Raw genomic sequence first — 25,790 nt, forward strand, 5'->3', positions numbered from 1 at the left:
TGCGGGGGCTGTGCCGCGGATCTGTCCAGGCACCGGGAGGTCGGATGGACGGAGCGGCACGGCGGGTGGACTACTCGCTCGGCGCAGCCTCCGCCGCCGGCTCGAAGCGCGCCAGGGCCGCGGTGATGTTGTCGTGGCCGCCGCGCTCGTTCGCCCAGGCGACGAGCGCCTCCGCCAGCGCGACCGGGTCGCTGCCGACCCGTGCGGCGGCGTCGTGCAGCACGCCCGCGAGGTCCTCGGCGGGCGAGGCGTAGTTCCACAGGCCGTCGGAGCAGGCGAGCACCCAGCCGGGCTCGTCGAGCACGGTGGAGGCGAGGGTCGGCGACTCGTCGTGCGCGTCGGCGCCCAGCCACTTGGTGATGGCGTGCGCGTCGGGCGCCGTCTCGGCGTCTGCGCGCGGGACGCCGGCGGCGATCTGCTCCTGCGCCCAGGAGTCGTCGACGGTCAGCTGCCGGGCGGGGCCCGCGTCGGGGATCCAGTAGCTGCGGCTGTCGCCGACGTTGCCGGTGACGAGCAGCGCGCCGTCGAGGATCGCGGCCGTGAAGGTGCAGGACGGCGGGTTGTCGCGCTTCTCCGGCACCGCCGCGTCGATGGCTCCGGAGGCGCGCGCGACCGCCATCTGCAGCAGCGCGCCCCAGCGCTCGGCGCCGTGCACCTCGCCGCCGACCTCGGCGCGCAGCGCACTCAGCGCGGCCCGCGCGGCGGCGAGCGACGCGGTGTCGGAGTCGGGCGTCGAGGAGACGCCGTCGCAGACCACCAGCAGCGCGGTCCGGAGCCCGCCGTCCTCGCCGGCGGTCGCGCCGATCGCCATCGCGTCCTCGTTCGCCGCGTGCCGGATGCCGCGGTCGCAGACGCCGCCGACCAGCGGGTGCGGCGCCTCCGCCCAGTGCTCGCGCTCGGTCGGCGCGCGCTGACCGCACTGCTCGCAGTAGCCGTCGTCGGCGATCGCTCCCCCGCAGTGCACGCACGCGGTCGGCCCCTCGGTGCCCGCGGCGGGCGGGGGCGCGGCGGCCGGCACGATCAGCGTCGTCCCGCAGGCCTCGCAGAAGGCGTCGCCCGTCGAGACCGGCTCGCCGCAGTTCGGGCAGGGCGTGGACAGCGCGGGGCTCACGTCGCTCACGTCGCTCACATCGCTCACGTCGCTCACGTCAGCGTCCAGCGGCGCACGGCGTTCGCCCGGTCGACGAGCCGCAGGCGCTCCTCTTTCTCGCGGGTCGCGGCGGCGAGCGAGCGGTACGAGGTCTCGAGGCCGTCGCGGAGCGCGGGCTCGGTGGCCTCGATCCCGCCGATCGACGCGCCCTCGGCCGGGCCGTCGCGCTGGACGAGCTCGAGTGCCGACTCCAGCACCCCGGTCGTCAGCTCGAGCCGGGTGCGCGCGTCGATCGCGACCGTGTCGACGCTCGCCAGCGCCGCGGAGAGCGAGGGCAGTCCGCGTCCGGAGCCGGCCAGCAGCTCGGCGCGGCGGCGGCGGGCGTCGACGTACGAGGAGCGCGTCGGCGTGACGATGTCGAGCGCGTCCAGCGCGCCGTCGAGGTCGGCGCGGTGCTGCCGGACGCGCGCGAGGCCGAAGGCGGCCGGCGCGGTGTAGTTGGCGTCGGCGCGGGCGCAGATCACGTAGAGCGACTCCGCCACCTCGGGCTCGCCGCTCGACTCGCAGGCCGCCGCGAGCGCGAGCTTGGGCGCGAGCTCGCCGGGCACCTGGCCGTAGACGGTGTTGAACGAGGCGCGGGCGCCGATGTCGTCGTGCCGGGCGAGCTGGGCCAGCCCGCTCATCCAGACCGCGCGCCACTCCCACGGATCCTCGGTGAGGATCTCGCCGGTCGCGCGGGCGACGTCGTCCCAGCGCTCGGCCTCGATCGCGGCGCGGGCGCGGGCGAGTCGCACCTCGACGGTGACGGTCGGCGCGAGCGCGAGGGCCCGCAGCCGCACGATCGGGTCGGCGACGTTGACGCCGGCCAGCCAGGCGCGCGCGGCGTCGGACTCGTCGGTCTTCAGGCCCGGCAGCGCGTCCCAGGGCAGCGGCCGGTCGACCACGTCCGCGACCGGCGCCTCGAACAGCGCCGACTCGGTCGAGTGCAGCGCGGGGTGCCCCGGGCCGCGGTCGGTCGCGACGACCTCGCGCAGCACGCCGAGCAGCTGCCCGCGCATCTCGTCGACGGTGGCGAACCGGTCCTGCGGATCGGGCGCGCAGGCCTTCGCGACCAGGCGGTAGAAGGAGTCGTACCGCTGGAAGAGCGGCGTCTCGGACACCGGCGGCAGCGAGGCGACGTAGGTCGTCTGGTTGCCGCGGAAGTCGAGGACGAGCGAGGCGATGGTCCGCCCGATCGTGTAGACGTCGGAGGCGATCGACGGCCCGACCTCGGGCACCTCGGGCGCCTGGTAGCCGACGGTGCCGTAGATCGCCGACTCCTCGTCGTCGGCGCGGCGCACCCCGCCGAGGTCGATCAGCTTGACCTGGTCGCCGACCTGGATCATGTTGTCCGGCTTGAAGTCGCAGTAGAGCAGACCGTGGTCGTGCAGGTAGGCGAAGGCCGGCATCACCTCGAGCACGAAGGCGAGCGCCTGGTCCACGGGCAGCGGATCGGCGCTGCCGCCGTTCGCGTCGCGGCGCTCCTGCAGGATCTGCTTGAGGCTCGGCCCGCCGACGTACTCCATCACGATGTAGCCGGCGCCCTCGTGCAGGACGAAGTTGTAGATCTCGACGATCAGCGGGTGCTCGACCTCGGCGAGGTACTGCCGCTCGGTGACCGCGGCGGCGTACGCGTCCGGGTCACCGGAGTTGAGCAGGCCCTTGAGCACCACCCAGCGGCCGGAGACGTTGCGGTCGCGGGCGAGGTAGATCCAGCCGAGCCCGCCGTAGGCGAGGCAGCCGACGACCTCGTACTGGCCGCCGACGACGTCGCCCTTCGAGAGCTGCGGCGTGAAGCTGAACGGGGTGCGGCAGTTGGGGCAGAAGCCCTCGGTGCGGCCGGCCTTGCCGTCGCGGCCGCGGCCGACCGCGGTGCCGCAGTTGGAGCAGAAGCGCTTGCGCTCGGGGAGCACCGCCTCCTTCATCAGCGCGGCCATCGGGTCCGCGGCGGGGCGGGAGGGCACGGTCGTCAGCCCGGCGCCGAGCCGCGGCCCGCGCAGGCGGGTCGAGGTGGTGCCGACGCGCCGGGTGGTCTTCGAGCCGGTCTGCGCCGTGCGGGCCGAGCCGAGCGCGGCGGTCGCGAGGCGGGCGGAGGAGGTGCGGCCGCTGCGCGCGGTCGCCGCCTCCTCGGTGCTCGACCCGATGGGAGCCTGCGCGTTCGGCGCGCCCTCGACGAAGCCGGTGCCGAACGCGGCGGAGGCGGTGGCCGGCGCGGGGCCGGACGCGGGAGCGGGGCGGCGCGCGGTCGGAGCCGACACCTCCGCCGCAGGCCCCTCCGCCGGCAGCCCGCAGACGTTGCAGTAGCCGTCCTCGATGACGCCGGTGCAGCCCGGGGTCGAGGTGCAGGGTTCGCCGTTCATGAGCTGGCCTTCCGAGGGGACGTGGGAGAGGAGGAGGCGGGCAGATCGCGGGTGACCACGTCGTACTGCTCCACCAGGTGCCGGGCGAGCGCCACCGAGCAGGGCACCGCGTCGAGCGCGGCGCGGACCTCGGCGTCGGCCGCGACTCCGACGGCCGATGCCGCCCGGCCGTTGCCGGCGGCCCGCTCGCGCAGCGCCCGCAGCCGGAAGCCGAGCGCGGCGCGCTCCGCAGCGGCGAGGTGGGCGGCCTCGACGGCGTCGAACGCCCGGCCGACCGCGGTGAGCCGCGCGAGATGCGCGTCGAGCCCCTCGCGGTCCGCAGGCGCCTCGCCCAGGCGCGAGACGTCGGGCACGGCGAGGCGGGGCGGGTCGGCGATCTCGCGGCGGCAGCGGGCGACCAGCTCGCGCAGCGCCTCGCGCAGCTCGGCGGCGGCGGCCAGCTCGCGGGCGCGGACCCGGTCGTGCTCCAGGCCGCGTCGCTCCGAGGCCGCGATGATCAGGTCGCGCTCCAGCCGGGCGGAGTCGCTCTCGAGCTGGCCGAGCGGACCGGAGACGTCGGCGCCGCGGCCCGCCTTCTCGGCGAGGGCGTCGAGCCGGGAGCGCAGCACGGCGACGCGCTGCGCGGCGGCCTGGTCGACGGTCCCGCGCGCATCGCGGGTGAGGTCGCGGCAGCGCTCGATCTCGGCGCGCACCCCGACGATCCGGCCCGCGACGTCGGTGCCGCTCGGGTCGAGCTCGAGGCGCGACTTCAGCTGGCCGATCACGGCGTCGCAGAGCCGGACGGCCTCGACCAGCGAGACGGCGGCGCTGCCGCCCGAGCCGGAGGAGTCGAGCCGCCCCCAGATCAGCTGCGACATCCGCTCGCGCGCGACGGCGTCCACCCGGCCGGAGTCCCAGACGGCCTCGAGCTCCGCGAGGCGCCGGGTGACCGACTCGCGCAGCGACTGCGCGAGCACGACGTCGGCGGTGTAGCTGTCGGCCTGCGGCGAGGCGAGTGCGGCGGCGTCGAGCCGCGAGAGCTCGCGCGTGGTGCGGTCGAGCCAGCGGGTGAGCCGGGCCAGGTAGTCGAAGAGCGCCGCCTGCGGGATCGCCTCACCCAGTCGTCCTGGAGCGACAGGAGTCCCCTCGGACACCCCCGGGGTCGCGGCGACCATCAGCGCCCGTACACGGCGGCGGGCGGCGAGGCCGCGCCGAGCTCGCCGAGCCAGCGGTCGTAGATGCTCTGCCAGCGGCCGTCGGCGCGGATGCTCTCGAGTGCGGCGTTGACGAAGCGCACGTAGTCGGTGTCGCCGGCGGGCATGCCGAGGCCGTACGGCTCCTCGCTGAGTGGGTCGCCGATGACCTTGGCGTACGGGTCCTGCGCGACGAAGCCCGCCAGGATCGTGTCGTCGCCCGCGATCGCGTCGACCGAGCCCTCCTGGAACTGGGCGAGGCACTGGGTGTGCGTGTCGGCGGCGACGGCGGTGACCTCGGGGTAGTCGCTCTCGAGCCGGCTGAGCGTGGTGGTGCTCCGCGGCGCGCAGACCCGCTGCCCGGCCAGCTTGTCGATGCCGTCGGCCTCGTTGCTCTCGGAGACGAGCACCTTGAGCCCCGCGCCGTAGTACTCCGAGGAGAAGGCGATGCTGCTCCAGCGGTCGCAGGTCATCGTCAGCGTCCGGGCGACGAGGTCGACCTGCGGCGCGGAGGCGTCGCCGCTGAGGGCGGGCAGCCGCTGGGCCGAGGTGATCACGACGAATTCGATCGCCTCCGGATCGCCGAGGATCGCCCGGGCGATCTCGCGGGCGATGTCGATGTCGAAGCCCTCGATCGCGCCGGTCAGCGGGTTCCGCGCGCTCATCAGCAGGGTGTCGGCCGAGACGCCGACGCGGAGCCGGCCCGCCTCGCGGATCTGCGCGAGCCGCGTGCTGTCGGTGACGCCGGTCGGCGCGTAGGAGGTCACCGCGGACGGCGAGCACTCGGTCGCGGCGGGAGCGGCGCTCGAGGTCGCGGTCGGCGTCGGCGTCGCGGTGGTCGCCTCGGTGATCGTGCCGAGGTCGTCGGCGCCGGTCGAGCAGCCGGCGACGGCGAGCACGGTCGTGATCAGCAGCGCCAGGACGCCGGTGCGCAGGCGGTTCATCGGTACTCCTCCAGTCGCTGCGAGACGCCGCGCCAGGCGAGCAGGGCGCCCGCCGAGCCGGCGGCCAGCAGGATCCACGAGGCGATCGACGAGATCGCGCTCCCGTCGTCGAGCTCGGTGCGCGTCGTCTCCGCGTCGTCGAGGATCGCCGCCCTCGCGTCGTCGGCGAAGGCGTCGAACGCGGCGTTGGCGGACCCCTCCTCGGTGGCGGTGGCCAGCTCGACCGCGTCGTCCCAGCTGCCGCCGTCATCGGCGGCGCGGATCGCGGTGTGCAGCTCGAGCCACGCGTTCAGCTCCGTCACGAGCGCCCCGTCGACGATGCCGGCGTCGACCGCGTCCTGCAGCCGGCCGCGCGCGTCCTCCGCCGCCGCCTGGAACTCCGTCTCCAGTGCCGCGCCCGAGCCGCGCTTGATCAGCGTGAAGCTCTCCAGCGACTTCGCGTCGCTCGCGGCGGTGAGCGCCTGCGAGACGGCGAGGGTCGCCTGGTAGGAGTCGGCGCGCACGGTCGCCGCGCGCGAGCCGGTCGACGCGAGGACGACCGCCCCGCCGATCCCGAGCACGAGCAGCACCGCGGTCGCGGTGACGAGCGGCCGATTGAGGTAGCGGTGGGTGCGGCGCGCCAGCCAGACCTGCGCCGCGATCAGCAGGAGCAGCATCGCGAGCGAGCCGATCAGCAGCAGCACGCTGAAGCGCACGGTGTCGTAGGCGGCGGCGACGCGGTCCGCTCCGCGGGTGACGAGCCCGTTGAGATCGGTGAGGATCCCCTTCTCGGAATCGGTCAGCTGCGCCGAGGCCTGGTCGAGGTACGCGGAGCCGACCGGGAAGCCCTGCCGGTTGTTGGCGCGGGCCTGCTCGATCAGGCCGCTGTAGGTGGTCAGCTTGGTGGCGACCGTGGCGAGGGTCGCCGCGTCGTCGGGCTGGGTCGACGCCAGCTCGGCGAGCCGCGAGGACGCGCCGGCGAGGTTGTCGACGTACTTCTGCCGCTGATCCGCCGGCTCGAGTCCGCCGACGAGGAAGGTGTTCGCGGCGATCGCGTTGGCGTCGACGAGGAGGTTCCGCACCTCCTGCACGCCGACGAGCTGCGCCGACTGCTCGCGCGCCTCGGCCGCGGCCCGCGCCTGCAGTGCTCCGGCCTGCTGGGCGAAGACGCCGAACAGCACGGCGGCGAGCGCCGTCAGCACGAGCAGCAGGCGGAGGGTGCGCGGAGTGGTCGACGTCGCCCGGGCGAGCAGCGTCGGGCGACGGGGAGCGGCCGCGGGCGCGGGCGGGGCCGACGGCGCGGCGGTGGCGATGCTCATGCGGTCTCCTCGGTCGGTGCGTCGGGCTCCGGGATCACGGCCTCCACCACGTCCTCCGCCTCCAGCGTCCGCAGCTCGTCGAGCGTCGGCTCCTCCGTGTCGCGCAGGCGCCAGGCGTGCCGGGCGACGGCCGCGTCGAGCACGTTGCGCACCCAGCGGCCGTTGCCGAACGCCTCGGTGCGCTCCTGCGCGGCGGCGAGGTCGGCGAAGACGGCGACCGCCTCCTCCGTCGGGCTGAAGTCGGCGGAGTCGGCGAGGCGCGCGAAGATCGCGGCCAGCTCCTCGTCGCTGTAGTCGGCGAAGTCGATCGTGGTGGAGAACCGGCTCGCGAGCCCGGGGTTGGTGTCGAGGAAGCCCTGCATCGGGCCGGAGTAGCCCGCCACGATCACGACCAGGTCGCCGCGGTGGTCCTCCATGTCCTTGACCAGGGTGGTCACCGCCTCCGCCCCGTACTGGTCGAGCGCGAGCGCGTAGGCCTCGTCGATGAAGAGCACACCGCCGCGGGCCGAGCCGATCACCTCGGCCGTCTTCATCGAGGTCTGACCGAGGTAGCCGGCCACCAGCTCGGAGCGGTCGACCTCGACGAGCACGCCCTTCGAGAGGATGCCGAGCGAGCGGTAGATCCGCGAGACCAGGCGGGCGACCGTGGTCTTGCCGGTGCCCGGGTTGCCGGTGAACACGAGGTGCCGGGTGAGCGTCGGCGTGGTCAGCCCCGCGGCCTGGCGCAGCGTGTCGATCCGGAGCAGCTGGGTCTGCCGCTTGATCTCGCTCTTCACCCGGTCGAGCCCGATCAGCGCGTCGAGCTCCGCGAGCAGGTCCTCGATCGCCTCGGGCGGCTCGAGTGGATCCGGTTCGGGTTCCGGCGAGGCGGGTGGCGCGGCAGCGATCGCCCCCGGCTCGTCCTGCGGCCCGTCGTGCTCGGTCCGCCGCAGCCGAGCGAGGATCTCGTCGACCCCGGGAACGCCGGCGGGAAGATCGCGCGGGGCTGCGGGCGCCGAAGGCGAAGGCGCCTGCCCAGCCCCCGCCTGCACAGCCCCCAGCTGCGCCGCCGCCGTCGCCGACGCCGCCGCGATCCCGCCGATCCCCGGCTCCCCCAGCGAACTCGCCGCGGACACGACCTCGGTCAGCGCCCGCGCGTACGCCCCGGCCTGCTCCGAGCGCGCCGCGACCAGCCCGGCGAGGAGCTCGGTCGGCGAGCTGCGCCAGCGCCGCGCACTCGATGCCGCGGTGAAGAACGCCTCGAGCCCGCCGGTGCTCCCGGTCTCCACGAGCCAGTCCTGCCCGGCCCCGGTGATCGACTCCGCGACGGCCGCCGCGAGCCGGGCACCCTCGACCCGCACGGCGGCTCCGTCGAGCCCGGCCGAGGATCCGACGAGGACGAGCGCGTCGAGCGACGCCGACAGCCCGCTCACGAGGCGCTCGGCGGGGTCAGCGAGCCGGGAGTCGTGGGCGCGGTGGGCGTGGTCGGAGCGGCCGGCGCGTCCAGCCCGCTCGACAGCGACGACTCCGTGAACTTCTCGGCGAGGAACTGCCCGTGCGCGATCAGCGCCGAGGCGTCCTGCCGCGAGACGGCGTCGGAGATCCGGTCGAGGGTGCCCCCGAGCAGGTCGAGCTGGTCGCAGAGGATCATCAGCGAGGTCTTCCCCTTGTAGACGGCGCGGCGGTCGGCGAAGTCGCGGGGCAGGCGCAGGTAGCCCTCGACCGCCTCGGGCAGGTAGCTGGTCGCGGTGGCCACGACGGTGTGGCCCTGCCGGCTCATCCCGCCGAGCCGGTCCAGGCGCGGCACCATCTCGCGCACCGTCTCGTCGACCCGGCGGATGCGGGCCGCGACGATCGCCGGGACCTTGCCCGCGGTCTCCGCGGCGACCCGGTCGAGCGCCGCGAGGATGTCGTCGCTGGACGGCACGCGCGGGAGTGCGGGCGCGGTCTCCTCCGGCACCGGGTCGGTGCCGCCGAACAGGCGGGAGAGCCAGCCCATCGGCTAGCGGCCGAGATCGAGCGAGGAGGCCGCGTCGATGTCGGAGTTGCTGCGCCGGGCGCGCTCGACGTACTCGCCGGCCTTCGCGGTCTCGACCTGGAGCACGCCGACGGTCTGCGCCATGCTGTCGAGCGCCTTGATCTTGAAGTCCGAGATCGAGTCCATGGTCTGGTAGATGTTCGCGAACGCGGCCTGCAGCTGCGGGAGCCCGACCGTCGCCGACGCCGCCTGCGACTGGATGCTCGCGGACTGCTCGGCGAGCATCCGCGAGGTGGCCTCGATCATGTTCGAGGTCGTCGTGTTGAGCGCGGTGATCTGGTCGAGCACGAGCCGCTGGTTGGCGAGCGCCTGGGCGACGATGACCGCGGTGCGCAGCGCCGACACGGTCGTGGTGGTCGCGCGGTCGACGCCCTTGATCAGCTCGACGTTGTTCTTGATCACGACGTCGATCGCGAGGTAGCCCTGGATCGAGACGGCCAGCTGGGTCAGCAGGTCCTGGTGCTTCTGCCGCGCGTAGAAGAGGACGTCCTCGCGCAGCGCCCGGGCGCGGTCCGGGTCGGTCGCGTCGAGCTCGGCGATCTTCGCCGACAGCTTCACGTCGAGCCGCTCGGCGACGTAGATGTACTCGTTGAGGCGCGTCATCGTGTCCCAGAGGTTCTGCTTCTCCAGGTTGAGCGCGGCGTTGTCCTTCCGCAGCTCGTCCTGACCGTCGTAGAGCGCCTGGATGATGGCGTTGAGGTGCGACTGCGCGCTCTCGTAGCGGCGGAAGTAGTCGGTGATCTTGTTGCCGAAGGGGATGAAGCCGAGGATCTTCTTCTGGATGTTGTCCTCGGAGGGGTCGAGGTCCTCGACCGTGCGGCGCAGCTCCAGCAGCGTCTTGCCGATGGTCGAGCCCTCGGAGAGCCCGCCCTCCTGCAGCGCCCGCACGGGCGTCTTCAGCAGGCGGTTCGAGGAGTCGGCGGCCGATCGGATGTCGGCGTCGCCCATCGTGCGGATGTCGTTCGCCTTCGCGGCGAACTCGGGGCTGCGCGCCTCCGTGCTCATCAGCGAGTCCAGGTAGCCGTCGACCTTCGCCTCGAGCCCGGGCAGCGCCTGCTCGGGCACCTTCGGCGCGATCGACGGCGCCGAGGTCGTCGCGACGGCGGCGACGGGCTCCGGCGGCGTGAGCGAGAGGGCGTTCTGGGGCGGCTGCAGGGCCTCGGTCATCGGGGATCCTCACCGTAACGGGCGCGCACCGTGACCGGCGCTCGGCGCCGACTGGACGAACGTGCCGCAAGCATATCGCCGGGGAGTGAGCGCTCCCTCAGACTCCCGCGGGCCGGCGCCGCAGGGTCGCGACCGCGACGCCGCCGAGCGCGATCGCTCCGCCGATCAGCGCCGCCGCGGGCGGGGTCTCGCTCAGCAGGAGCCAGGACAGCAGCACCACGACCGCCGGGACCGCGTAGGTGGTCGCGGCGGTGCGGCCGGCGCTGGTGCGCGAGAGCACGTAGCCCCAGGTGGTGAAGGCGACGGCGGTCGGGAAGACCCCGAGGTAGACGACGGCGGCGATCGAGGCGGCGGGCGCGTCGGCGAGCGAGGCGAGCAGCTCCGGCGCGAACGGCAGGCAGGCGACGGTGGCGGCGAGGCAGCCGATCCAGGTCATCGTCATCGCGTCGACGTGCGCGAGCAGGCGCTTCTGCAGCGTCGCGGCGCCGCCGTAGAGGACGGCGGCGGCGAGGCCGAGGACGACGCCGATCACGTCGAACTGCCCCGACGAGGTCGAGAACGCGATCACCGCGACTCCGGCGAGCGCCACCGCCATGCCGCCGAGCAGCCGGCGCGGGAAGCCCTCGCCGAGCAGGAGGCCCGCGAGGAGCGCCGTGATCATCGGCGCGATGTTGACCAGGAGCGCGGCGGTACCCGCGTCGACGTGCCGCTCGGCCGCGTTGAGCGCGAGGTTGTAGAGGCCGAACCAGGCGACGCCCCAGACGAGCACCAGGAGGAGGATCCGGCCGCGCGGCACCCGGCTGCGCTCCGGCCGCTCGCCGCTCCTGCGGGCCGTGATCACGAGCCGCACCGTCGTCAGCGCGATCGACCCCACCACGATCCGGCCGAGCGTGAGCGCACCCGGGCCGAAGTCGGGCGCGGCGTAGCGGATGCCGACGAACGCCGACGCCCAGAGCAGCACCGTCACGGCGATGGCGCTCCAGAGGAGGACGGCCCCGCGCTGCGTCGAGTCGGCGGGGGCGTGCGCGGTGCGGGTCATGCCCCCATCGTGGCGGCTGCCGGCGCTGGCCGGGCGGAGTCCGCCCGGGCCGAGTGCGTCGCGCGCCGCTTCCGGCGCCGGACCGGCCGGTTCGCAGCAGCGGGGAGCACGATGGCCGCGTGACCTCCGTCGAACCCGTGTCCCGCACCGCGCCCGCGCTCGGCGGGCCGCGCATCCTCCGCCAGCGCTGGACCGAGGCGTCCTTCCTGCACTGGCGCGTCGACCCCGCGCTGGTGGCCCCGCACCTGCCGCCGGGAGTGCGGCCGGACGAGCACGACGGCTCCTCCTGGGTGGGTCTCATCCCGTTCCGGCTGTCGCGGACGGCGTTCCGCGGCGGACCGCGCGTGCCCTGGCTCGGCACCTTCCCCGAGGTGAACGTGCGGCTGTACTCGGTGGACGAGCGGGGGCGCCGCGGAGTCGTCTTCGTCTCCCTCGAGGCGTCGCACCTGCTCCCCGTGCTGACCGCGCAGGCCGTGTTCGGGCTGCCCTACCGTTGGGCCCGGATGTCGATCGACCAGCGCCACCGCGCGCTCATCTACACGACCGAGCGGATCAGCGACCCGGCCGCGCGCTCGCGCATCGTCGTCCGGCCGACGCTCGGCACCGACGCCTCCGACGACCCGTTCGCCGCCTTCCTCACCGCGCGCTGGGCCTACCACGAGCGCCACCTCGGCTCGACCTGGTACGGCCGCAACCTGCACCGGCCGTGGCCGCTGCAGCGCGCGGAGCTGCTCGCGCTCGACGACGGGCTGCTCGAGGTCGCGGGCTTCCCGGGGCTGGCGGACCGCGCGCCGGACTCGGTGCTGTACTCCCCGGGCGTGGAGACGGTGTTCACGGTGCCGCGGCGTCTTTAGCGCGGGCGACTTCCCGACCGCTCCACTGCGGGGCGCTCCTCCACAGGATCGATCTCGGCGGGTTCTCTGACTGTCCGGCCGAGGGGCCGCCCGTGTGTCGGTGGTCTGTGGAACCATTCTCGTATGGTCGATTCAGAGGCGGGGGCGCGGCCCCCGACGGTGCGCGAGTGCCTGGACGGGGCGTTCGCCTCGGCCGTCGGCGCGGTGGGCGCGGTCGATGCGTTCCGGGCGCGGGCGGAGGCGCAGCGGGCCGAGCTGATCGAGCTCACGCGGCTCGCGGCGGTGGCGGCGGAGGGGGCCCTGGTCCATCCAGGAGTGAGCAGTCGCGCGGAGCGGCGTGAGGCGGCGCACCGGGCGCTCGTCGCCGAGCTCGCCACCGTGCTGCGGATGTCCGAGTCGCACGCGGCCGGGCTGATCGAGGAGAGTCGTCTGCTCGTCAACGAGCTGCCGCGGACCCTCGCCGCGCTGCGCGACGCGGCGATCTCACCCGAGCACGCGCGGGTGATCCTCCGCGCGGCCGCCGAGCTGCCGCCCGAGGTGCGCGGGCGCCTCGACGAGGAGGCCGCCGTGCTCGCGGCCGACCGCACTCCCCCGCAGCTGCAGCGCCGACTCCGCACGCTCCGCGAGCGGCTCCACCCGGAGTCGCTGACCGAGCGCCACCGGCGCTGCGCCGGGCGGCGAGGCGTCTGGCTGGACGGGGACAGCGACGGCATGGCCACCCTGCTCCTGCACCTCCCCGCGCCCGAGGCGCACGGCGCCTTCGACCGGATCGATCGCGCGGCGCGCTCCCTGCACGAGCTGCCCGGCGAGAAGCGGACGATCGGGCAGCTGCGGGCGGACGTCGGAGCGGCGCTCCTGATCGACGGCGAGACCGTCGGCGCGGATCGACGCGCGACGGGCACCGCCGTCCCGGTCGGGATCCGACCGCGGGTCGCGGTCACCGTCCCCGTCCTCACGCTCCTCGGCCGCTCCGACGAGCCCGGCATCCTCGAGGGCTACGGGCCGATCGACCCCGGGACCGCCCGCCGCCTCGCGGCCGACGCGCCCTCCTTCACGCGGATCCTCACCCATTCGGAGACCGGCACGGTGCTCTCCGTGGGACGCACGTCGTACCGGGTTCCCGCCGACCTGCGGCGCTACCTGCTGCACCGCGACGAGACCTGCCGCTTCCCCGGCTGCACCCGGGCTGCCTCCGCCGGCGACGTCGACCACGGCGTCGAGTGGCAGCACGGCGGCCGCACCGACGCCGACAACCTCGCCCACCTCTGCCGCCACCACCACCGGCTCCGGCACACCACCACCTGGCAGGTCGAGCACCGGCCCGCCGGAGTCCTGCACTGGACGAGCCCGACCGGCCGACGGCACGTCACGCACCCCGCGCGCACCGATCCGCCGGGAGGCCGCGCGGCACCGGTCGGCGAACCGGACGCCGTGAAGGACGAGCCGCCGCCGTTCTGAGGTCGGCCGGGTGTCGGTGCGAGGATCGGAAGGGGACGTGTTCAACGAGAGAACGGGATCGGGGGTCATCGATGATCGCTTCTTCGACCTGCCTGATCGAGGTCGTCCGAGCGGGCTGGGAGATGGACTGCTGCGGTGCGCCGCTCGCAGTCGGGGGCCGGGTGACCTGGTCGCTGCTGGGCTACCCGGCTCGGTCGGGGCGCCCCGAGCAGTACGGCGAGGAGCACCACGACACGTCGCCGAACGCACGGCCGGTGACCGGAACAGTGCGTGGGATCGTCGGCGAGACGGTGCTCGGCAGAATCCCGGCGATCGGCGAGGGCGATGTCCTCGTCCCCGACCCCTCGAAGCGGAGGTTGCAGCGACTCGCGTCCTGGGACCGCTCCACCGGCGGCGCGACCCTCCGCGTCGCCCTCGAGATCGACGCGGACGCCGAGCTCCCGCCGCCGTGGGAGCCGCCGGCTACCGCCCAGGGCGCTCGGACGCCACCGCCCGAGGTCGTCGCCGCTCTGCACGCCCTGCTCGTCCGGATCCACGGCGCCTGGGGCGAACGAGTCCACATCCGGTCCGTCGACCGCGGCAGGAAGGCGAGCATCGTCCCGTCCACCGACGGCGCCGGCGGCCTGCACTGGGCGCTCGGACCGGAAAACCTCGTCGTCAACCTCGGCTACGACCGCGTGATCCTGCCCGGCGATCTCGACGGCGTCGCCCGGCTCGAGGTCCTCGCCGACGAGGTCGCCCGCGGAGTCGTCCGTCAGGACCCGCCGATCACGAGTCAAGGGGTCCTGCTGATGCCCGCGCGCAGGCGTAGGGTTCCCACTTCGGCCTGGTGAGACACTCGGCTCCCGCACTCGGCCTCCACGACCAGCAGAGGACGAACCACATGCCCACGACTCCGACCGCCGTGCTCTTCGACATCGACGGCACGCTCGCGGACACCAACTTCCTGCACGTGGAGGCCTGGTCGCGCGCGTTCTGGCAGGCCGACCTCGACGTGGCGACCTGGCGGATCCAGCGCGCCATCGGCGCCGACGCGTCGGAGCTGCTCGACATGCTCCTCGAGGACGACGTCGACGACGACGCGCGCACCCTGGTGAAGGGCCTGCACGCGAAGAACTACGCCGAGGCGTCCGCTCGGATAGCGCTCCTGCCCGGAGCGCGCGAGCTCATACAGGCGCTCGTCGAGCGGGGCGTCCGCGTGGTCCTCGCGACGTCCGCGCCGCAGAACGAGCTGGACGTCCTGCTCGACGTCCTCGACCTCGGCGACGCGGTGCACGCGGTCGCGAGCGGTGAGGACGTCGAGACCGCGAAGCCGTCGCCCGACGTCATCGGCATCGCGCTCGAGCGGGCCGGTGTCTCGGTCGACCGCGCGATCATGGTCGGCGACGCGACCTGGGACGTGATCGCCGCCGAGCGGGCCGGCCTCGCGACCGTCGCCGTGCAGTCCGGCGGCACCGGGGAGCAGGAGCTGCGCGAGGCCGGCGCGGTCGCGGTCTACGAGGACGCGGCGGCGATCCTCGCCGACCTGGAGGGCGGACCGCTGGCGAGCCTCCTGCGCTGACCCCGAGAGGAGCGCTGGAGGCCCGCGCCGAGGTCAGCTCTGCGGGCGCCGCCGCAGCAGGAGCAGCGTGATCCCCACCGCCGCGACGACGGCGACGAGCGCGCCGCCGATCCAGAGCACGTCGCCGAGAAGCGCCGGGTCCGAGCCGGTCGACGCCTCGTCCGCGGTCGGCGCCGAGGCGTCCGAGACCGCCACCGTGCCGTTGCAGTCGGGCACCGACTCCGAGCCCTCGGCGAGCGCGACGTCCGCTCCGGGCTGCCAGTCGAAGCCGTACTGACCGGAGACCGGGTGCCCGTCGGTCGAGACGACCTGCCAGGTCACCTCGTAGGCACCGGCCGCGCCGAGCTCGAGCGGCATCGACGCCTCCGGACCGACGACGCTCACGCAGCCGTCGCCGTAGTAGAGGCCGTCGGGCCCGACGACGCGCAGAGCTGCGGCGGCTCCGTCGTTGCCGAGGACCAGCAGGTCGTCGTTCGTCGTCAGGACCATCGTCCCGGGCTGCTCCGTCACCGTCGAGTCCGCCGCGGGAGTGGTGGACACGAGGTAGTTGTGCGCGCTGGCGGGCGCCGCCACCGCGACCGAGCCGAGGAGCCCGATCGCGGTGGCGGCGAGGACGAGGCGTCCGCCCTTCCGGTGAGCGAGCGTCACGCGGACGCCTTCGGGCTGCGGCGGCGCGAGGCGAGCCCGAAGGCGACGCCGACGGCACCGAGGACGAGCCCGCCGACGCCGAGGACGCGGGCGATCACGTCGTCGCCCTGACCGGTGGCGGTGGTCGCGGAGGCGGTCGTCGCGACCGCGTCGTCACCGTCGCCGTCGTCGTCAGCGGCCCCGGCGTCGTGGTGGCCGGAGCCCGCCATCGCGGCGGTCACCGCGACGGTCGGCGCGGGCAGCTCGGGCTCGGCCTCGCCCTCGACGGTCGGCTGGTCCCACGCGGTCGAGCCGGTCTCGCAGGTCTGCAGCACCGGGAACTCGAGGGTCGAGCCGGCCGCGTCCTCCGGCAGCTGCAGCTGGAGCGAGACGGTGTCGCGGTAGCCGTCGGCGAGCGCGGTCTTCGCGGTGTAGACGACGTCGGACACGCGCTCGGTCGCGGTGTTGCCGTGCGCGTCGGTCACCGGGTCGGCGATCGCGACCTCGTTCTTCACGACGTCCCAGTTGGGGTTCACGGTCGGGCTGACCGAGTTGATCCCCTCGGGGATGGTGATGCTGAGACCGGTCGTCGGCGAGCCCTCGCAGCCGTGCGCGAGCGAGAAGGTCACGACGGTGTACGAGCCGGCGGCCGTGCTCGACGCCGCGGCGGTGACGTGCGCGCTCGCGGCGGTCGGAGCGGCCAGGGCGAGGGCGACGGAGCCCGCGGCGACGAGCGCACCGCCGCCGACGAGGCGGACGCGGGAGGAGAAGGAGGAGGAAGAGGAAGCGGTACGGGTGGTGGTCATGATCGTGAGGAGTCCTAGCGGGAGTCGGCGCCTCACCGAGAGGTCGGCGCCGAGAAGGGTGAGGGCGCAGCGCGGGGTCGCAGTGCGCACGGGCCCACCTCGCCCTCCCGATCGGGAGGACGTCAGACGGCGGGCAGGGCGCGCGCGGGCGGGCCGCGGTGCCGCAGGATCCGCAGGACCGCGTCGAGGGCGCGGGGCGCGCTCGGCTCGACGGAGCCGAGGACGGCCACCGTGCGGCCGCGCGGCGCCAGGAGGGCCGAGGCGCGCGCGACCAGGCGGACCACGATCCGCAGCACGCTCGTGCCGAGGGTCCAGAAGACGCGCTCGCCGTGGCGGAGCGCCGCGACGGTGACGACGGCGGCGACCAGGTGCGAGAGGAGCATCGGCAGCGTGTGCGCGGCGTGACCCGACGCCCCGGCGATCAGCTCGACCGTGCCGCCGCCGTGGAAGTGGCCGCCGGCGGTGGTGCCGGCGACGCTGACGTCGCCGCCTCCGCCGGTCACCAGGAAGAGGGAGTGGTAGGCCAGCTGGCTGAGCAGCACCGCCACCGCGAGCCGCGCGAGCGACAGCGTGCGACCGGAGAGCAGGACGCAGACGACGGCCGCGAAGGCGGTGGCGAGCGCGAGGATCGCCGGAGCGGGGGCCTCGGCGCCGGCCAGCGTGTGCGAGGCGGCGGCGGTCGCGGTCGCGGCGACGGCGGCGACGACTCCGCGTGCCACCCGTGCCCCTCGCGTCTGCATCCGCCCGACTCCTGGTCTCTCGTGCCGCGCTGCGTGCGCGGGCCGAGGTCAAGGGTAATCGCCCCGCCGTCGCCGTTATGAACCCGTGACCGGATTGCTCCGATCGATTCCAAACCCCCTCGGGGAGGGCTCCGAAGACTGTTCAACGGCCGCGAAACGGTCCACACACAGACAGGTCCTCCGCAACTCGTGGGGGCCGTATCACGAAGGAGAATCCCCATGCGATCCACCAAGCGCACCGCCCTCGCCGCATTCGCTCTGCTCGGCACCGCCGCCCTCGGCCTCACCGCCTGCTCCTCCGGCGCCGGCACCACCGACGCCGCGAGCGAGACGTCCTCCCCCATGTCGACCCCGATGATGACCGAGTCGGCCACCCCCATGGCGACCATGGACCCGGCCGCCAACCTCGTCGGCTCCGGCTGCGCCGCGTACGCCGAGCAGGTCCCGGACGGCGCCGGCTCGGTCGGCGGAATGGCGCTCGACCCGGTGGCCACCGCCGCGTCGAACAACCCGCTGCTCAAGACCCTGACCGCTGCGGTCTCCGGTCAGCTCAACCCCGACGTCAACCTCGTCGACACGCTGAACGGCAGCGAGTTCACCGTCTTCGCCCCCGTCGACGACGCGTTCGCCAAGCTCGACGCCGCCACCCTCGCCACGCTGGCGACCCCCGAGGGAGCGGCCACGCTCTCCTCGATCCTCACCTACCACGTCGTCCCCGGCCAGATCGCCCCTGACGACATCGACGGCACCCACGCCACCGTCCAGGGCGGCGACGTCACCGTCACCGGTTCCGGCGACGACATCAAGGTGAACGACGCCTCGGTCATCTGCGGCGGCGTCCAGACCGCCAACGCGACCGTGTACCTCATCGACACGGTTCTGACCCCCCCGGCCTCCTAAGCCACAAGCAAGAAACGCCGAAGGGCGGGCACCCACCGGGTGTCCGCCCTTCGGCGTTTCCTGCGTGAGCAGAGGGACGGTGATTACTCGCCCGTGCTGATCTCCGCCAGCACCCGGTCGCCCGGGTACGCCTGGATCATGTCGGCGCGGATCTCGGCGCGCTCGAGCAGCTCCTCCATGCGGTGGCGGCGGTTGCGGGTGATCAGCGTGACGACCGTGCCCTTCTTGCCCGCGCGGCCGGTGCGGCCGGAGCGGTGCAGGTAGGTCTTGTACTCGTCGGGCGCGTCGGCCTGGATGACCAGGTCGATGTCGTCGACGTGGATGCCGCGCGCGGCGACGTCGGTCGCGACGAGGACGTCGACCCGGCCGCTGGTGAGCAGCGCGAGGTTGCGGGTGCGGCGCGACTGGTTGAGGTCGCCGTGCAGGCTGGTCGCGGGGATGTCGGCGTGCTCGAGCTGCTCGGCGAGCTGCTCGGCGAAGGCGCGGGTGCGGGCGAAGATCAGCGTCTTGCCCGCGCGGGCCGCGAGCTCCTCGATGATCGCGCCCTTGTCGCGGTGCTCGATCAGCAGGACGCGGTGGTCGATGCTCGAGGACGCCTGGTCCTCGCCCGCGACCTCGTGCACGCTCGGCTCGACGAGGAACTCGTCGACGAGCGTCGCGACGCCCTTGTCCAGCGTCGCCGAGAAGAGCAGGCGCTGGCCGCCGCGCTTGGTCTGGCGGAGGATCCGCTGCACGGGCTCGAGGAAGCCGAGGTCGCACATGTGGTCGGCCTCGTCGAGGACGGTCACGGAGATGGTCGAGAGGTCGAGGCGACCCTGCTCGATCAGGTCCTCGAGGCGGCCCGGCGTGGCGATGATGATGTCGACACCGCGCTGGAGGGCGCCGACCTGCTTGTACTGCGGGACGCCGCCGAAGATCGTGGCGGTGAACAGGCCCACCGAGCGCGCGATCGGCTGGATGGTGCGGTCGATCTGCATCGCCAGCTCGCGGGTCGGCGCGAGGATGAGCGCGCGCGGCGCGCGACCGGGCTTGCGGCCCTTCGCTCCGTCGTTCTCCATCAGGCGCTCGACGACGGGCGCGCCGAACGCGATCGTCTTGCCGGAGCCCGTCTTGCCGCGGCCGAGGACATCCTTGCCTGCGAGGACCTCGGGGATCGTCGCGGCCTGGATCGGGAACGGCGAGGCCGCGCCCATCTGGGTCAGCTGGCGGACGATGTTCGCGCCGAGACCGAGGTCGCCGAAGCTGACGCCCTCGACGTCGACGGCGAGCGTGGCGGTCGCCTCGAGGCGCTCGAGCACGACGTCGTCGGCCTGGTGCGAGGCGCGGCCGTCGCGCTTGGGGTAGAAGTCCGAGCCGGAGTCGCGGCGCGGGCCGCGGTCGGCGCGGTCGTAGCCGCCGCGGGCGGGGCGCTCGGTGCCGCGGTCGAAGCCGCGCGACGGGCGCTCGGTGCGGTCGGAGCTGCGCGCGGGGCGGTCGGTGCGGTCGAAGCTGCGCGCGGGGCGAGCATCGCGGTCGTTCGTGCGGGCGGGGCGGGCGTCGCGGTCGAACGAGCGCGCCGGACGGTCCGTGCGGTCGAAGCTGCGCGCCGGGCGGTCGCTGCGGTCGTAGGAACGCGCCGGACGGTCGTCGCGGTCGTTCGAGCGCGCCGGACGGGCGTCACGGTCGTACGAGCGGGCCGGGCGGTCGGTGCGGTCGAAGCTGCGCGCGGGACGGTCGCTGCGGTCGAAGGAACGCGCCGGACGGTCGTCGCGGTCGTTCGAACGGGCCGGACGGTCGGTCCGGTCGTAGGAGCGGGCCGGACGCGCGTCGCGGTCGTAGCTGCGCGCGGGGCGGTCGGTGCCGCGGTCGTACGAACGGGCGGGGCGCTCGTCGCGGTCGTTCGAGCGCGCGGGGCGGTCGCTCCGGTCGTAGGAGCGGGCGGGGCGGTCGTCGCGGTCGTAGCTGCGGGCCGGGCGGGACTCTCCGCGGTCGCTGCCGCGGGACTCGCCGCGGTTCTCTCCCCGCTCCGTCAGCTTCGCAGCGCGCTCCTCGGCGTTCCAGCGGGCCTTCTTGGGCGCGTTCTCGTCGACGGGGCGGTAGCCGCGGTGACCCTCGCTGCGGGAGCCGGACTGGGGCGCGGCGAAGCGCGGGCGGCCGCCGAGCTGGGACTTGCCGCTCGAGGCGCCGAAGCGGTTCGGCTCGAAGTTCTTGGCGGGGCGTCCGCCGGCGGGCTTCTTGTTCTTGGGCATGGCTGCTTCCTGGGTTCAGGTCTTGCGCGAGCAGGCACACGCCGATCGGCCACCCTCGTGGGGTGCGAACGGACGGAGCACTGCGGGAACCCGGGTGAGTCGCTGCTCTGAGACGCTGACCGGGGCCGATTCACACATGTGATTCATCTCGCGACGACTGTCGGAGATCCGGCCCGCTTGACTGACAAACCCATCCGCGCGGCGACGCACGGAGTCAAGAGCCGACCATGAGAGTTTACACGCGACCCCGGGCGCTGGCTAGGGCTCGGGCCTGGCTAGGGCTCGGGCCTGGCTAGGGCTCGGGCCTGGCTAGGGCAGGCTCCTCAGCTCGACGCCCGCCGCGCGCGGTACGCCGCGACGTTCGCGCGGTTGCCGCAGTTGCCGGTGTCGCAGTAGCGCTTCGAGCGGTTGCGGGAGAAGTCGACCAGCACCGCCTCGCAGTCCTCCGCCGCGCAGACGCGGATGCGCTCGCGCTCGTCGCCGCGGATCACGTCGACGAACGCCATCGCGGCCTCGACCACGATGCGGGTCGCGAGCGGGCTCTCGTCTCGGGTGGCGTGCAGGTGCCAGCCGAAGATGCCGTGCCGCACCAGCTGCGGCAGGGCGCGGCCCTCCTCGAGCATGCCGTTCACCACGGCGACCAGGTCCTCCTCGGCGCGGCTGCGCCAGAGCGAGCGGAGCGGCGCGCGCACGGCCCGGACCGCCTCCAGCTCGGCGGTCGAGTGCTCGCGGCTGCCGGTGTAGCGGTTCTCGAGCAGGAACTCGTCGAGCTGCTCCACGGTCGCCATCTCGTCCTCGCCGGAGTGCGACAGCTCGGGGAGGGTGTTGACGAGCACGGCGGTCGACGTGAGCGCCGCTTCCACGTCATAGGCGAAGACCATGTTGACTCCTGACATCGCGAGCGGTTACTGTCACGAGCATAACGACTTTGACTCCTGAAAGAGGCTGACGTGACTCCCACAGCGCCGCCGCGACAGCTCGGCTCCGGCCTGGCGATGGCCCTCGCCGCGGCCGCCGCCTTCGGGCTGGGCGGCCCCTTCGTGAAGCCGCTGCTCGAGGCGGGCTGGAGCCCCTCCGCGGCGGTGCTCTGGCGGGCGGGCGGCGCGGCGCTGATCCTGGCCGTCCCCGCGGTGCTGAGCCTGCGCGGCAAGTGGCACGTGCTGCGCCGCAATCTCCGCACCGTCGGCCTGTACGGGGTCTTCGCGGTCATCGCCGCGCAGCTGTGCTTCTACAGCGCGATCGAGCACATGTCGGTCGGCGTCGCGCTCCTGATCGAGTACCTCGCGCCGGTCTTCCTCGTCCTCTTCGCCTGGGCGCGCACCCGGCGGCACCCCGGCCGCTTCACGCTCGCCGGCTCGGCGCTCGCCCTGGCCGGACTGGTGCTCGTGCTCGACCTCTCCGGCGAGTCGACGCCCGAGCTCGTCGGCATCGCCTGGGCGCTGACCGCGTCGCTCGGGCTCTGCGTCTACTACGTGATCGCCGGCCGGATCGACCCCGAGCTGCCGCCGATCGCGCTCACCGCCGGCGCGATGGTCGTCGGCGCGACGCTCCTGCTCGTGCTGGCGGTCACCGGTCTCGTCCCGCTGCGGGCCACCTTCGGCGACGTCGTCTTCGTCGGGAACTCGGTGCCGTGGTTCCTGCCCGCCGCGGTCATCCTCGGGATGTCGACGGTGCTCGCCTACCTGCTCGGGATCGGCGGCGGCTCGCGACTCGGCACCCGCATCGCCTCCTTCGTCGGACTGACCGAGGTGCTGTTCTCGATCGTCGCCGCCTGGGCCCTGCTCGGCGAGCTGCCGGCGCCGATCCAGTTCGGCGGCGGGGCGCTGATCCTCGTCGGCGTGGTGCTCGTGCGACTGCAGGCGGAGGCGCCCCGCGAACCCCGGGAGACGACGCCCCGGACCCTGATCGCGGGGTCGCTCTAGGCGGGCGCCGCCTTCTCCCTTATGCTCGGCTCACCCATGCGCGAGCCCAGCCGACCCACGCGACCGATCGCCCTCTCGTCGGCGATCCTGACGCTGCTCGCGGCCGGCCTCGCCGGCTGCTCGAGCGCCCCGGTCTCGCAGCCGATCGCCCAGGCCGCGGGAGTCGCGGCGGTCACCGCCTACGACGACGTGCCCGTCACCGCCGACCTCGTCTACGACGCCGCGACCGGGCAGGCGGTCGACGTCTGCTCGCCGGTCGACGCCGCGGCCGGAGCCGCTCTCCCCGCGGTGCTCGTCGTGCACGGCGGCAGCTGGACCCGCGGCGACAAGGCCGACCCGAACTGGCGCCCGCTCTGCCAGTGGCTCGCCTCCGAGGGCTTCGTCGCCGTCTCGGTGGACTACCGCCTCGCGCCGGTGGACGTCTTCCCCGCGCAGATCGAGGACGTCTCGGCCGCCCTCGACTGGATCCTCGAGCCGGCGCAGACCGAGCGCTTCGGCATCGACCCGTCCCGCGTCGCCGCGTTCGGCGGCTCGGCCGGCGGCAACCTCGTGTCGCTGCTCGGCACCGACGACGCGCTGACCGCCGACGGCGCGGGCACCTCTCGCCTCGCCGCGGTCGTCGACCTCAGCGGGCCCGCGGATCTCACCGCGGCGGGTCTCGCCGACGACGACCCGATCGTCGGCGTCGGCGCGGCGGTCCGCGGCTACCTCGACTGCGCCGACCTCGACGACTGCGCCGCCGCCGACGAGGCGTCGCCGATCACGCACGTCGACGGGTCCGAGCCGCCCTTCCTCATCGCGCACTCGGTCGGCGAGCGGGTCGCCTTCAGCCAGTCGCAGAGCTTCGCGGACGCGTTGGACGCGGCGGGCGCGAGCGTCGACTTCGTCGTCGTGCCCGGCACCCGCCACTCGATCGCGATGCTCGACGACTCGCTCCGCCGCACCGTCGTCGACTTCCTGCACGCGCAGCTCGACGCCCCCGCCGTGCAGACGCTCTCGCTCGAGCCCGCCGAGCAGACCGAACCGCCCGCGGCGCCCGCGTCGTGACCGCCGGGGTCGTCGTGCGGCTGGAGCGGGCCGGGTCGCCCGAGCTGGCCGGGCTGCTCGCGACCACTCCCCTACACGCCCGGGTACTCGTCGCGCGGGACTCGACGCAGCAGCCGATCGGCGTGCTCGCGCTCGCTCCCGGGCCCGACGACTTCGCCGAGCTGCTCGCCCTGCGGGTCGAGCCCGCGGTCCGGCGGAGCGGAGTGGCGCGGCGCCTCGTCGCCGCGGCCCTGTCCTACGCGAGCGTGCAGCGGATCCGCACGCTCCGCTTTCGCATCCCGGTCGAGGCGGACGCGGCCCTCGCGGCCGCCCGCGCGCTCGGCTTCACCGAGATCGACGCATTCGGCGCGCACGTGGGCGACGACTCCGGCGTCTGCTTCGCGCGCTCGGTCTGAGCGGGCCGCGCCTCAGAGCGCGCGGAGGAGGGCGGTCGTCGCTGCCGCGACCAGCACCACGACGACGAGCGGGACGCGCAGTAGCGCCGCCAGCGCGCCGGCCGCGACACCCAGCACTCGGGACGCCGGCGCCGGGTCCGCACCGTCGGCCAGCGCCGAGGTCAGCGCGACCGCGACGAGCAGCACGACCGTGCCGCGATCGAGGAGCCGCTCGGTCGACGGGCCGAGGTCGATCCGGTCGCGCAGCACCGCCCCTCCCCCGCGGAGGGCGAAGCTGCCGACGGCGAGGACGAGGATGCCGAGCGTCACCGCGGCGGTGCTCACGAGCGGCGTCCGGTCATCAGCAGACCGCCGAGCGCCAGGACCGGCGCGAGGCCGAGCGGCACCAGCGGGAGGGCGGACAGCGCGAGCACTCCGCCGGCGATCGCGGCCGCAGCCGCCCGGCCGTCACGGAGGGCCGGGAGCGCCAGGGCGAGCAGGACGGCGGGGAAGACTGCGTCGAGCCCGAGTACCGACGGGTCGGGGACGACCGCGCCGAGCAGCGCCCCCGCGAGCGCGCCGAGCGGCCAGGCGGCGAGCACTGCCGCTCCCGAGAACCAGAACAGGGCCCGCCGGCGCTCGACGGTCGCCCCGCCGAGCGCGAGCGCGACCGTCTCGTCGTTGGCCAGGTGCGCGCCGAGGAGCCGGAGCGGTCCGCGCGGGAGGAAGCCGCCGACGGTCATCCCGTAGGGCAGCGCGCGGGCGTTGACGAGGAGCGCGGCGAGCGCCGCCACGAGCGGAGCGCCTCCCGCCGCCACCACGCCGACGAAGAGGATCTCGGCGGAGGCGCCGAACACCGCGACCGCGAGCAGCAGGATCTGCCAGAGCGGGAAGCCGGCCGCGGCGGCGCCGAGGCCGTAGGAGACGCCGACGACCGCGACGGAGGCGGCGACGAGCAGGACGGCCCGCCGGTCGCGAGGGCCGACTGTTCGGAGCAACGAACGGGCGGAGCTTAGGATGAACACCACGTCAGAGTGGCGGCGCCGGTGTCGTTCGTCAAGTCGAACGACCGATCTGGAGAGCGAACGATGTCCGAGTCACCCCGCGACCTGGTCGCCTCCGCACTCCGCCGCGAGCGCGGGCGCCTCGGCCTCAGCATCTCCGAGATCGCCCGCCGCGCCGGCATCGCGAAGTCGACGCTCTCGCAGCTCGAGGCCGGCGAGGGCAACCCGAGTCTCGAGACGCTCTGGGCGCTGGGCGGCGCGCTCGGCGTGCCGTTCTCGCACCTCGTCGAGCCGCCGCGGCGCTCCGTGCAGCTGATCCGCGCCGGCGACGGCCCGCGGATCGCCTCGGCGGCCGCGGACTACGCCGCGACCCTGCTCAGCGCCTGCCCCCCGGGAGCCCGCCGCGACGTGTACCGCATCACCGCCGAGCCCGGAGCCGCACGGAACTCGGAGCCGCACGCCCGCGGCACCGTCGAGCACCTGATCCTCTGCACCGGCCGCGCGCTGGTCGGCCCGGCCGAGGAGCCGGTCGAGCTCGCGCCCGGCGACTGCCTGTCCTACCCGGGCGACGAGCCGCACGTCTTCGACGCCCTCGAGCCGGGGACGAGCGCGGTGCTGGTGTCGGAGCACGTCTGAGTCGGAGCACGTCTGAGTCGGCCCCGCGTCAGTCGAAGGCGCAGGCCGTCTCGTCGGAGAGCGCGCGGAAGATCCGCTCGCGGTGGCCGTCGCTCATCGGCGGCAGTGCATCGGGAGCGAACCAGCCGACCTCGGTCGACTCGTCGTCGGCGACGTGCGCCTCGCCCGAGACCCAGCGGGCGCGGAGGACGTGGTCGAGGTACTGCGCGCGGTCGCCGTTCGGGTACTCCATCGGCGGCAGGGTGTGCAGCCAGACGACGCGCTCCACCTCGATGACGACGCCCGCCTCCTCCAGCGCCTCGCGCCGGGCGGTGTCCGCGACCGTCTCGCCGGGGTCGATGATGCCGGTCACCGCGGTCCACGCCCCGGTGTCGGCGCGGCGGACGAGGAGGACCTCGACGGCCGGCTGCTCGCGCACGATCACCGCGGTGACGCCGGTCAGCCAGAGCAGCTCGGTGCCGACCCGCTCGCGCAGGCGGAGGACGAACTCGGGGGTCGCCACGCGTG

The 25,790-nt window shown here is 74.4% G+C and carries 26 protein-coding genes; 9 read left to right on the top strand and 17 right to left on the bottom strand.

Translation table 11 applies throughout. From position 1 onward, the window contains the following. Window positions 1-70: 70 nt before the first annotated feature. From GSU72_RS15885 to GSU72_RS15925, 9 genes are all read right to left on the bottom strand, one after another. Window positions 71-1,147, bottom strand: a complete 1,077-nt coding sequence (locus GSU72_RS15885; RefSeq protein WP_244255850.1) for a PP2C family serine/threonine-protein phosphatase — start codon at window positions 1,145-1,147, stop codon at window positions 71-73. Next, the gene (locus GSU72_RS15890; RefSeq protein WP_159985908.1) at window positions 1,144-3,489 is read right to left on the bottom strand and encodes a serine/threonine-protein kinase; all 2,346 of its coding nucleotides are present in this window, start codon (window positions 3,487-3,489) and stop codon (window positions 1,144-1,146) included. The genes GSU72_RS15885 and GSU72_RS15890 overlap by 4 nt, the downstream gene beginning before the upstream one ends. After that, window positions 3,486-4,643 carry a hypothetical protein gene (locus GSU72_RS15895; RefSeq protein WP_159985909.1) on the bottom strand — a complete coding sequence of 386 codons (1,158 nt, stop codon included), beginning with the start codon at window positions 4,641-4,643 and terminating at the stop codon, window positions 3,486-3,488. The genes GSU72_RS15890 and GSU72_RS15895 overlap by 4 nt, the downstream gene beginning before the upstream one ends. Further along, window positions 4,643-5,605, bottom strand: a complete 963-nt coding sequence (locus GSU72_RS15900) for a glutamate ABC transporter substrate-binding protein (protein ID WP_159985910.1) — start codon at window positions 5,603-5,605, stop codon at window positions 4,643-4,645. Before GSU72_RS15900 ends, GSU72_RS15895 begins: the two co-directional genes overlap by 1 nt. Next, window positions 5,602-6,903 carry a hypothetical protein gene (locus GSU72_RS15905; protein ID WP_159985911.1) on the bottom strand — a complete coding sequence of 434 codons (1,302 nt, stop codon included), beginning with the start codon at window positions 6,901-6,903 and terminating at the stop codon, window positions 5,602-5,604. Before GSU72_RS15905 ends, GSU72_RS15900 begins: the two co-directional genes overlap by 4 nt. Then, entirely contained in the window at window positions 6,900-8,315 is a 1,416-nt protein-coding gene (locus GSU72_RS15910; protein WP_159985912.1) for an AAA family ATPase, read from the bottom strand. The genes GSU72_RS15905 and GSU72_RS15910 overlap by 4 nt, the downstream gene beginning before the upstream one ends. After that, window positions 8,312-8,881 (bottom strand): hypothetical protein, encoded by a 570-nt coding sequence (locus tag GSU72_RS15915; RefSeq protein WP_244255851.1) that lies wholly within the window; start codon window positions 8,879-8,881, stop codon window positions 8,312-8,314. Before GSU72_RS15915 ends, GSU72_RS15910 begins: the two co-directional genes overlap by 4 nt. A 3-nt stretch (window positions 8,882-8,884) precedes the next feature. Beyond that, entirely contained in the window at window positions 8,885-10,087 is a 1,203-nt protein-coding gene (locus tag GSU72_RS15920; protein ID WP_159985913.1) for a toxic anion resistance protein, read from the bottom strand. A 97-nt stretch (window positions 10,088-10,184) separates the two neighbouring features. Then, entirely contained in the window at window positions 10,185-11,126 is a 942-nt protein-coding gene (locus GSU72_RS15925) for a DMT family transporter (RefSeq protein ID WP_159985914.1), read from the bottom strand. A gap of 119 nt (window positions 11,127-11,245) precedes the next feature. On the opposite strand from GSU72_RS15925, the gene GSU72_RS15930 reads away from it, so the two are divergent. The 4 genes from GSU72_RS15930 (at window position 11,246) to GSU72_RS15945 (ending at window position 14,999) form a co-directional block, all read left to right on the top strand. Further along, a complete protein-coding gene (locus GSU72_RS15930; protein WP_244255852.1) occupies window positions 11,246-11,980 on the top strand; it encodes a DUF2071 domain-containing protein in 735 nt (244 codons plus the stop codon). A 123-nt stretch (window positions 11,981-12,103) separates the two neighbouring features. After that, window positions 12,104-13,438, top strand: coding sequence for an HNH endonuclease signature motif containing protein (locus tag GSU72_RS15935; RefSeq protein WP_159985915.1), 1,335 nt, complete (start codon window positions 12,104-12,106; stop codon window positions 13,436-13,438). A 71-nt stretch (window positions 13,439-13,509) separates the two neighbouring features. Continuing rightward, window positions 13,510-14,271, top strand: a complete 762-nt coding sequence (locus tag GSU72_RS15940; protein WP_159985916.1) for a DUF6578 domain-containing protein — start codon at window positions 13,510-13,512, stop codon at window positions 14,269-14,271. 50 nt (window positions 14,272-14,321) lie between these two features. Continuing rightward, window positions 14,322-14,999, top strand: a complete 678-nt coding sequence (locus GSU72_RS15945; protein ID WP_159985917.1) for an HAD family hydrolase — start codon at window positions 14,322-14,324, stop codon at window positions 14,997-14,999. 33 nt (window positions 15,000-15,032) lie between these two features. Here GSU72_RS15945 and GSU72_RS15950 read toward each other — a convergent pair whose 3' ends face one another. From GSU72_RS15950 to GSU72_RS15960, 3 genes are all read right to left on the bottom strand, one after another. Further along, the gene (locus GSU72_RS15950; RefSeq protein ID WP_159985918.1) at window positions 15,033-15,647 is read right to left on the bottom strand and encodes a copper resistance CopC family protein; all 615 of its coding nucleotides are present in this window, start codon (window positions 15,645-15,647) and stop codon (window positions 15,033-15,035) included. Further along, window positions 15,644-16,432, bottom strand: coding sequence for a YcnI family protein (locus GSU72_RS15955; protein WP_159985919.1), 789 nt, complete (start codon window positions 16,430-16,432; stop codon window positions 15,644-15,646). Before GSU72_RS15955 ends, GSU72_RS15950 begins: the two co-directional genes overlap by 4 nt. A 122-nt stretch (window positions 16,433-16,554) precedes the next feature. Further along, window positions 16,555-17,151, bottom strand: a complete 597-nt coding sequence (locus tag GSU72_RS15960) for a hypothetical protein (RefSeq protein ID WP_159985920.1) — start codon at window positions 17,149-17,151, stop codon at window positions 16,555-16,557. 240 nt (window positions 17,152-17,391) lie between these two features. On the opposite strand from GSU72_RS15960, the gene GSU72_RS15965 reads away from it, so the two are divergent. Then, the gene (locus tag GSU72_RS15965; RefSeq protein ID WP_159985921.1) at window positions 17,392-18,072 is read left to right on the top strand and encodes a fasciclin domain-containing protein; all 681 of its coding nucleotides are present in this window, start codon (window positions 17,392-17,394) and stop codon (window positions 18,070-18,072) included. An 83-nt stretch (window positions 18,073-18,155) separates the two neighbouring features. Here GSU72_RS15965 and GSU72_RS15970 read toward each other — a convergent pair whose 3' ends face one another. Together GSU72_RS15970 and GSU72_RS15975 are read right to left on the bottom strand one after the other, a co-directional pair. After that, entirely contained in the window at window positions 18,156-20,300 is a 2,145-nt protein-coding gene (locus GSU72_RS15970) for a DEAD/DEAH box helicase (RefSeq protein WP_159985922.1), read from the bottom strand. A 323-nt stretch (window positions 20,301-20,623) separates the two neighbouring features. Beyond that, the gene (locus tag GSU72_RS15975; protein WP_159985923.1) at window positions 20,624-21,181 is read right to left on the bottom strand and encodes a CGNR zinc finger domain-containing protein; all 558 of its coding nucleotides are present in this window, start codon (window positions 21,179-21,181) and stop codon (window positions 20,624-20,626) included. A gap of 69 nt (window positions 21,182-21,250) precedes the next feature. On the opposite strand from GSU72_RS15975, the gene GSU72_RS15980 reads away from it, so the two are divergent. The 3 genes from GSU72_RS15980 to GSU72_RS15990 are packed head-to-tail and all read left to right on the top strand — an operon-like array spanning window position 21,251 to window position 23,664. Beyond that, entirely contained in the window at window positions 21,251-22,222 is a 972-nt protein-coding gene (locus GSU72_RS15980; RefSeq protein WP_159985924.1) for a DMT family transporter, read from the top strand. A gap of 36 nt (window positions 22,223-22,258) precedes the next feature. Next, window positions 22,259-23,269 (top strand): alpha/beta hydrolase, encoded by a 1,011-nt coding sequence (locus GSU72_RS15985; RefSeq protein ID WP_159985925.1) that lies wholly within the window; start codon window positions 22,259-22,261, stop codon window positions 23,267-23,269. After that, a complete protein-coding gene (locus tag GSU72_RS15990; RefSeq protein WP_159985926.1) occupies window positions 23,266-23,664 on the top strand; it encodes a GNAT family N-acetyltransferase in 399 nt (132 codons plus the stop codon). The genes GSU72_RS15985 and GSU72_RS15990 overlap by 4 nt, the downstream gene beginning before the upstream one ends. A 12-nt stretch (window positions 23,665-23,676) precedes the next feature. Here GSU72_RS15990 and GSU72_RS15995 read toward each other — a convergent pair whose 3' ends face one another. Both GSU72_RS15995 and GSU72_RS16000 read right to left on the bottom strand, forming a co-directional pair. Continuing rightward, entirely contained in the window at window positions 23,677-23,988 is a 312-nt protein-coding gene (locus GSU72_RS15995; protein ID WP_159985927.1) for an AzlD domain-containing protein, read from the bottom strand. Continuing rightward, window positions 23,985-24,641, bottom strand: coding sequence for an AzlC family ABC transporter permease (locus GSU72_RS16000; protein WP_244255853.1), 657 nt, complete (start codon window positions 24,639-24,641; stop codon window positions 23,985-23,987). Before GSU72_RS16000 ends, GSU72_RS15995 begins: the two co-directional genes overlap by 4 nt. 90 nt (window positions 24,642-24,731) lie before the next feature. Between GSU72_RS16000 and GSU72_RS16005 the strand changes: the two genes are divergently transcribed. Then, entirely contained in the window at window positions 24,732-25,283 is a 552-nt protein-coding gene (locus GSU72_RS16005) for an XRE family transcriptional regulator (protein WP_159985928.1), read from the top strand. Between the two features lie 28 nt (window positions 25,284-25,311). Here GSU72_RS16005 and GSU72_RS16010 read toward each other — a convergent pair whose 3' ends face one another. Further along, window positions 25,312-25,785: an NUDIX domain-containing protein gene (locus GSU72_RS16010; RefSeq protein WP_159985929.1), complete on the bottom strand. Its 474-nt coding sequence runs from the start codon at window positions 25,783-25,785 to the stop codon at window positions 25,312-25,314. Window positions 25,786-25,790 lie beyond the last annotated feature (5 nt).

This window comes from Rathayibacter sp. VKM Ac-2760, assembly GCF_009834185.1.
Classification (GTDB): domain Bacteria; phylum Actinomycetota; class Actinomycetes; order Actinomycetales; family Microbacteriaceae; genus Rathayibacter.

Coding starts and splice junctions, on each gene's coding strand:
- GSU72_RS15985 (WP_159985925.1), top strand. CDS start 22,259: ATGCGCGAGCCCAGCCGACCCACGCGACCGATCGCCCTCTCGTCGGCG.
- GSU72_RS15965 (WP_159985921.1), top strand. CDS start 17,392: ATGCGATCCACCAAGCGCACCGCCCTCGCCGCATTCGCTCTGCTCGGC.
- GSU72_RS15970 (WP_159985922.1), bottom strand. CDS start 20,300: ATGCCCAAGAACAAGAAGCCCGCCGGCGGACGCCCCGCCAAGAACTTC.
- GSU72_RS15955 (WP_159985919.1), bottom strand. CDS start 16,432: ATGACCACCACCCGTACCGCTTCCTCTTCCTCCTCCTTCTCCTCCCGC.
- GSU72_RS15905 (WP_159985911.1), bottom strand. CDS start 6,903: ATGAGCATCGCCACCGCCGCGCCGTCGGCCCCGCCCGCGCCCGCGGCC.
- GSU72_RS15895 (WP_159985909.1), bottom strand. CDS start 4,643: ATGGTCGCCGCGACCCCGGGGGTGTCCGAGGGGACTCCTGTCGCTCCA.
- GSU72_RS15915 (WP_244255851.1), bottom strand. CDS start 8,881: ATGGGCTGGCTCTCCCGCCTGTTCGGCGGCACCGACCCGGTGCCGGAG.
- GSU72_RS15900 (WP_159985910.1), bottom strand. CDS start 5,605: ATGAACCGCCTGCGCACCGGCGTCCTGGCGCTGCTGATCACGACCGTG.
- GSU72_RS15935 (WP_159985915.1), top strand. CDS start 12,104: ATGGTCGATTCAGAGGCGGGGGCGCGGCCCCCGACGGTGCGCGAGTGC.
- GSU72_RS15940 (WP_159985916.1), top strand. CDS start 13,510: ATGATCGCTTCTTCGACCTGCCTGATCGAGGTCGTCCGAGCGGGCTGG.
- GSU72_RS15925 (WP_159985914.1), bottom strand. CDS start 11,126: ATGACCCGCACCGCGCACGCCCCCGCCGACTCGACGCAGCGCGGGGCC.
- GSU72_RS16005 (WP_159985928.1), top strand. CDS start 24,732: ATGTCCGAGTCACCCCGCGACCTGGTCGCCTCCGCACTCCGCCGCGAG.
- GSU72_RS15945 (WP_159985917.1), top strand. CDS start 14,322: ATGCCCACGACTCCGACCGCCGTGCTCTTCGACATCGACGGCACGCTC.
- GSU72_RS15920 (WP_159985913.1), bottom strand. CDS start 10,087: ATGACCGAGGCCCTGCAGCCGCCCCAGAACGCCCTCTCGCTCACGCCG.
- GSU72_RS15890 (WP_159985908.1), bottom strand. CDS start 3,489: ATGAACGGCGAACCCTGCACCTCGACCCCGGGCTGCACCGGCGTCATC.
- GSU72_RS15975 (WP_159985923.1), bottom strand. CDS start 21,181: ATGGTCTTCGCCTATGACGTGGAAGCGGCGCTCACGTCGACCGCCGTG.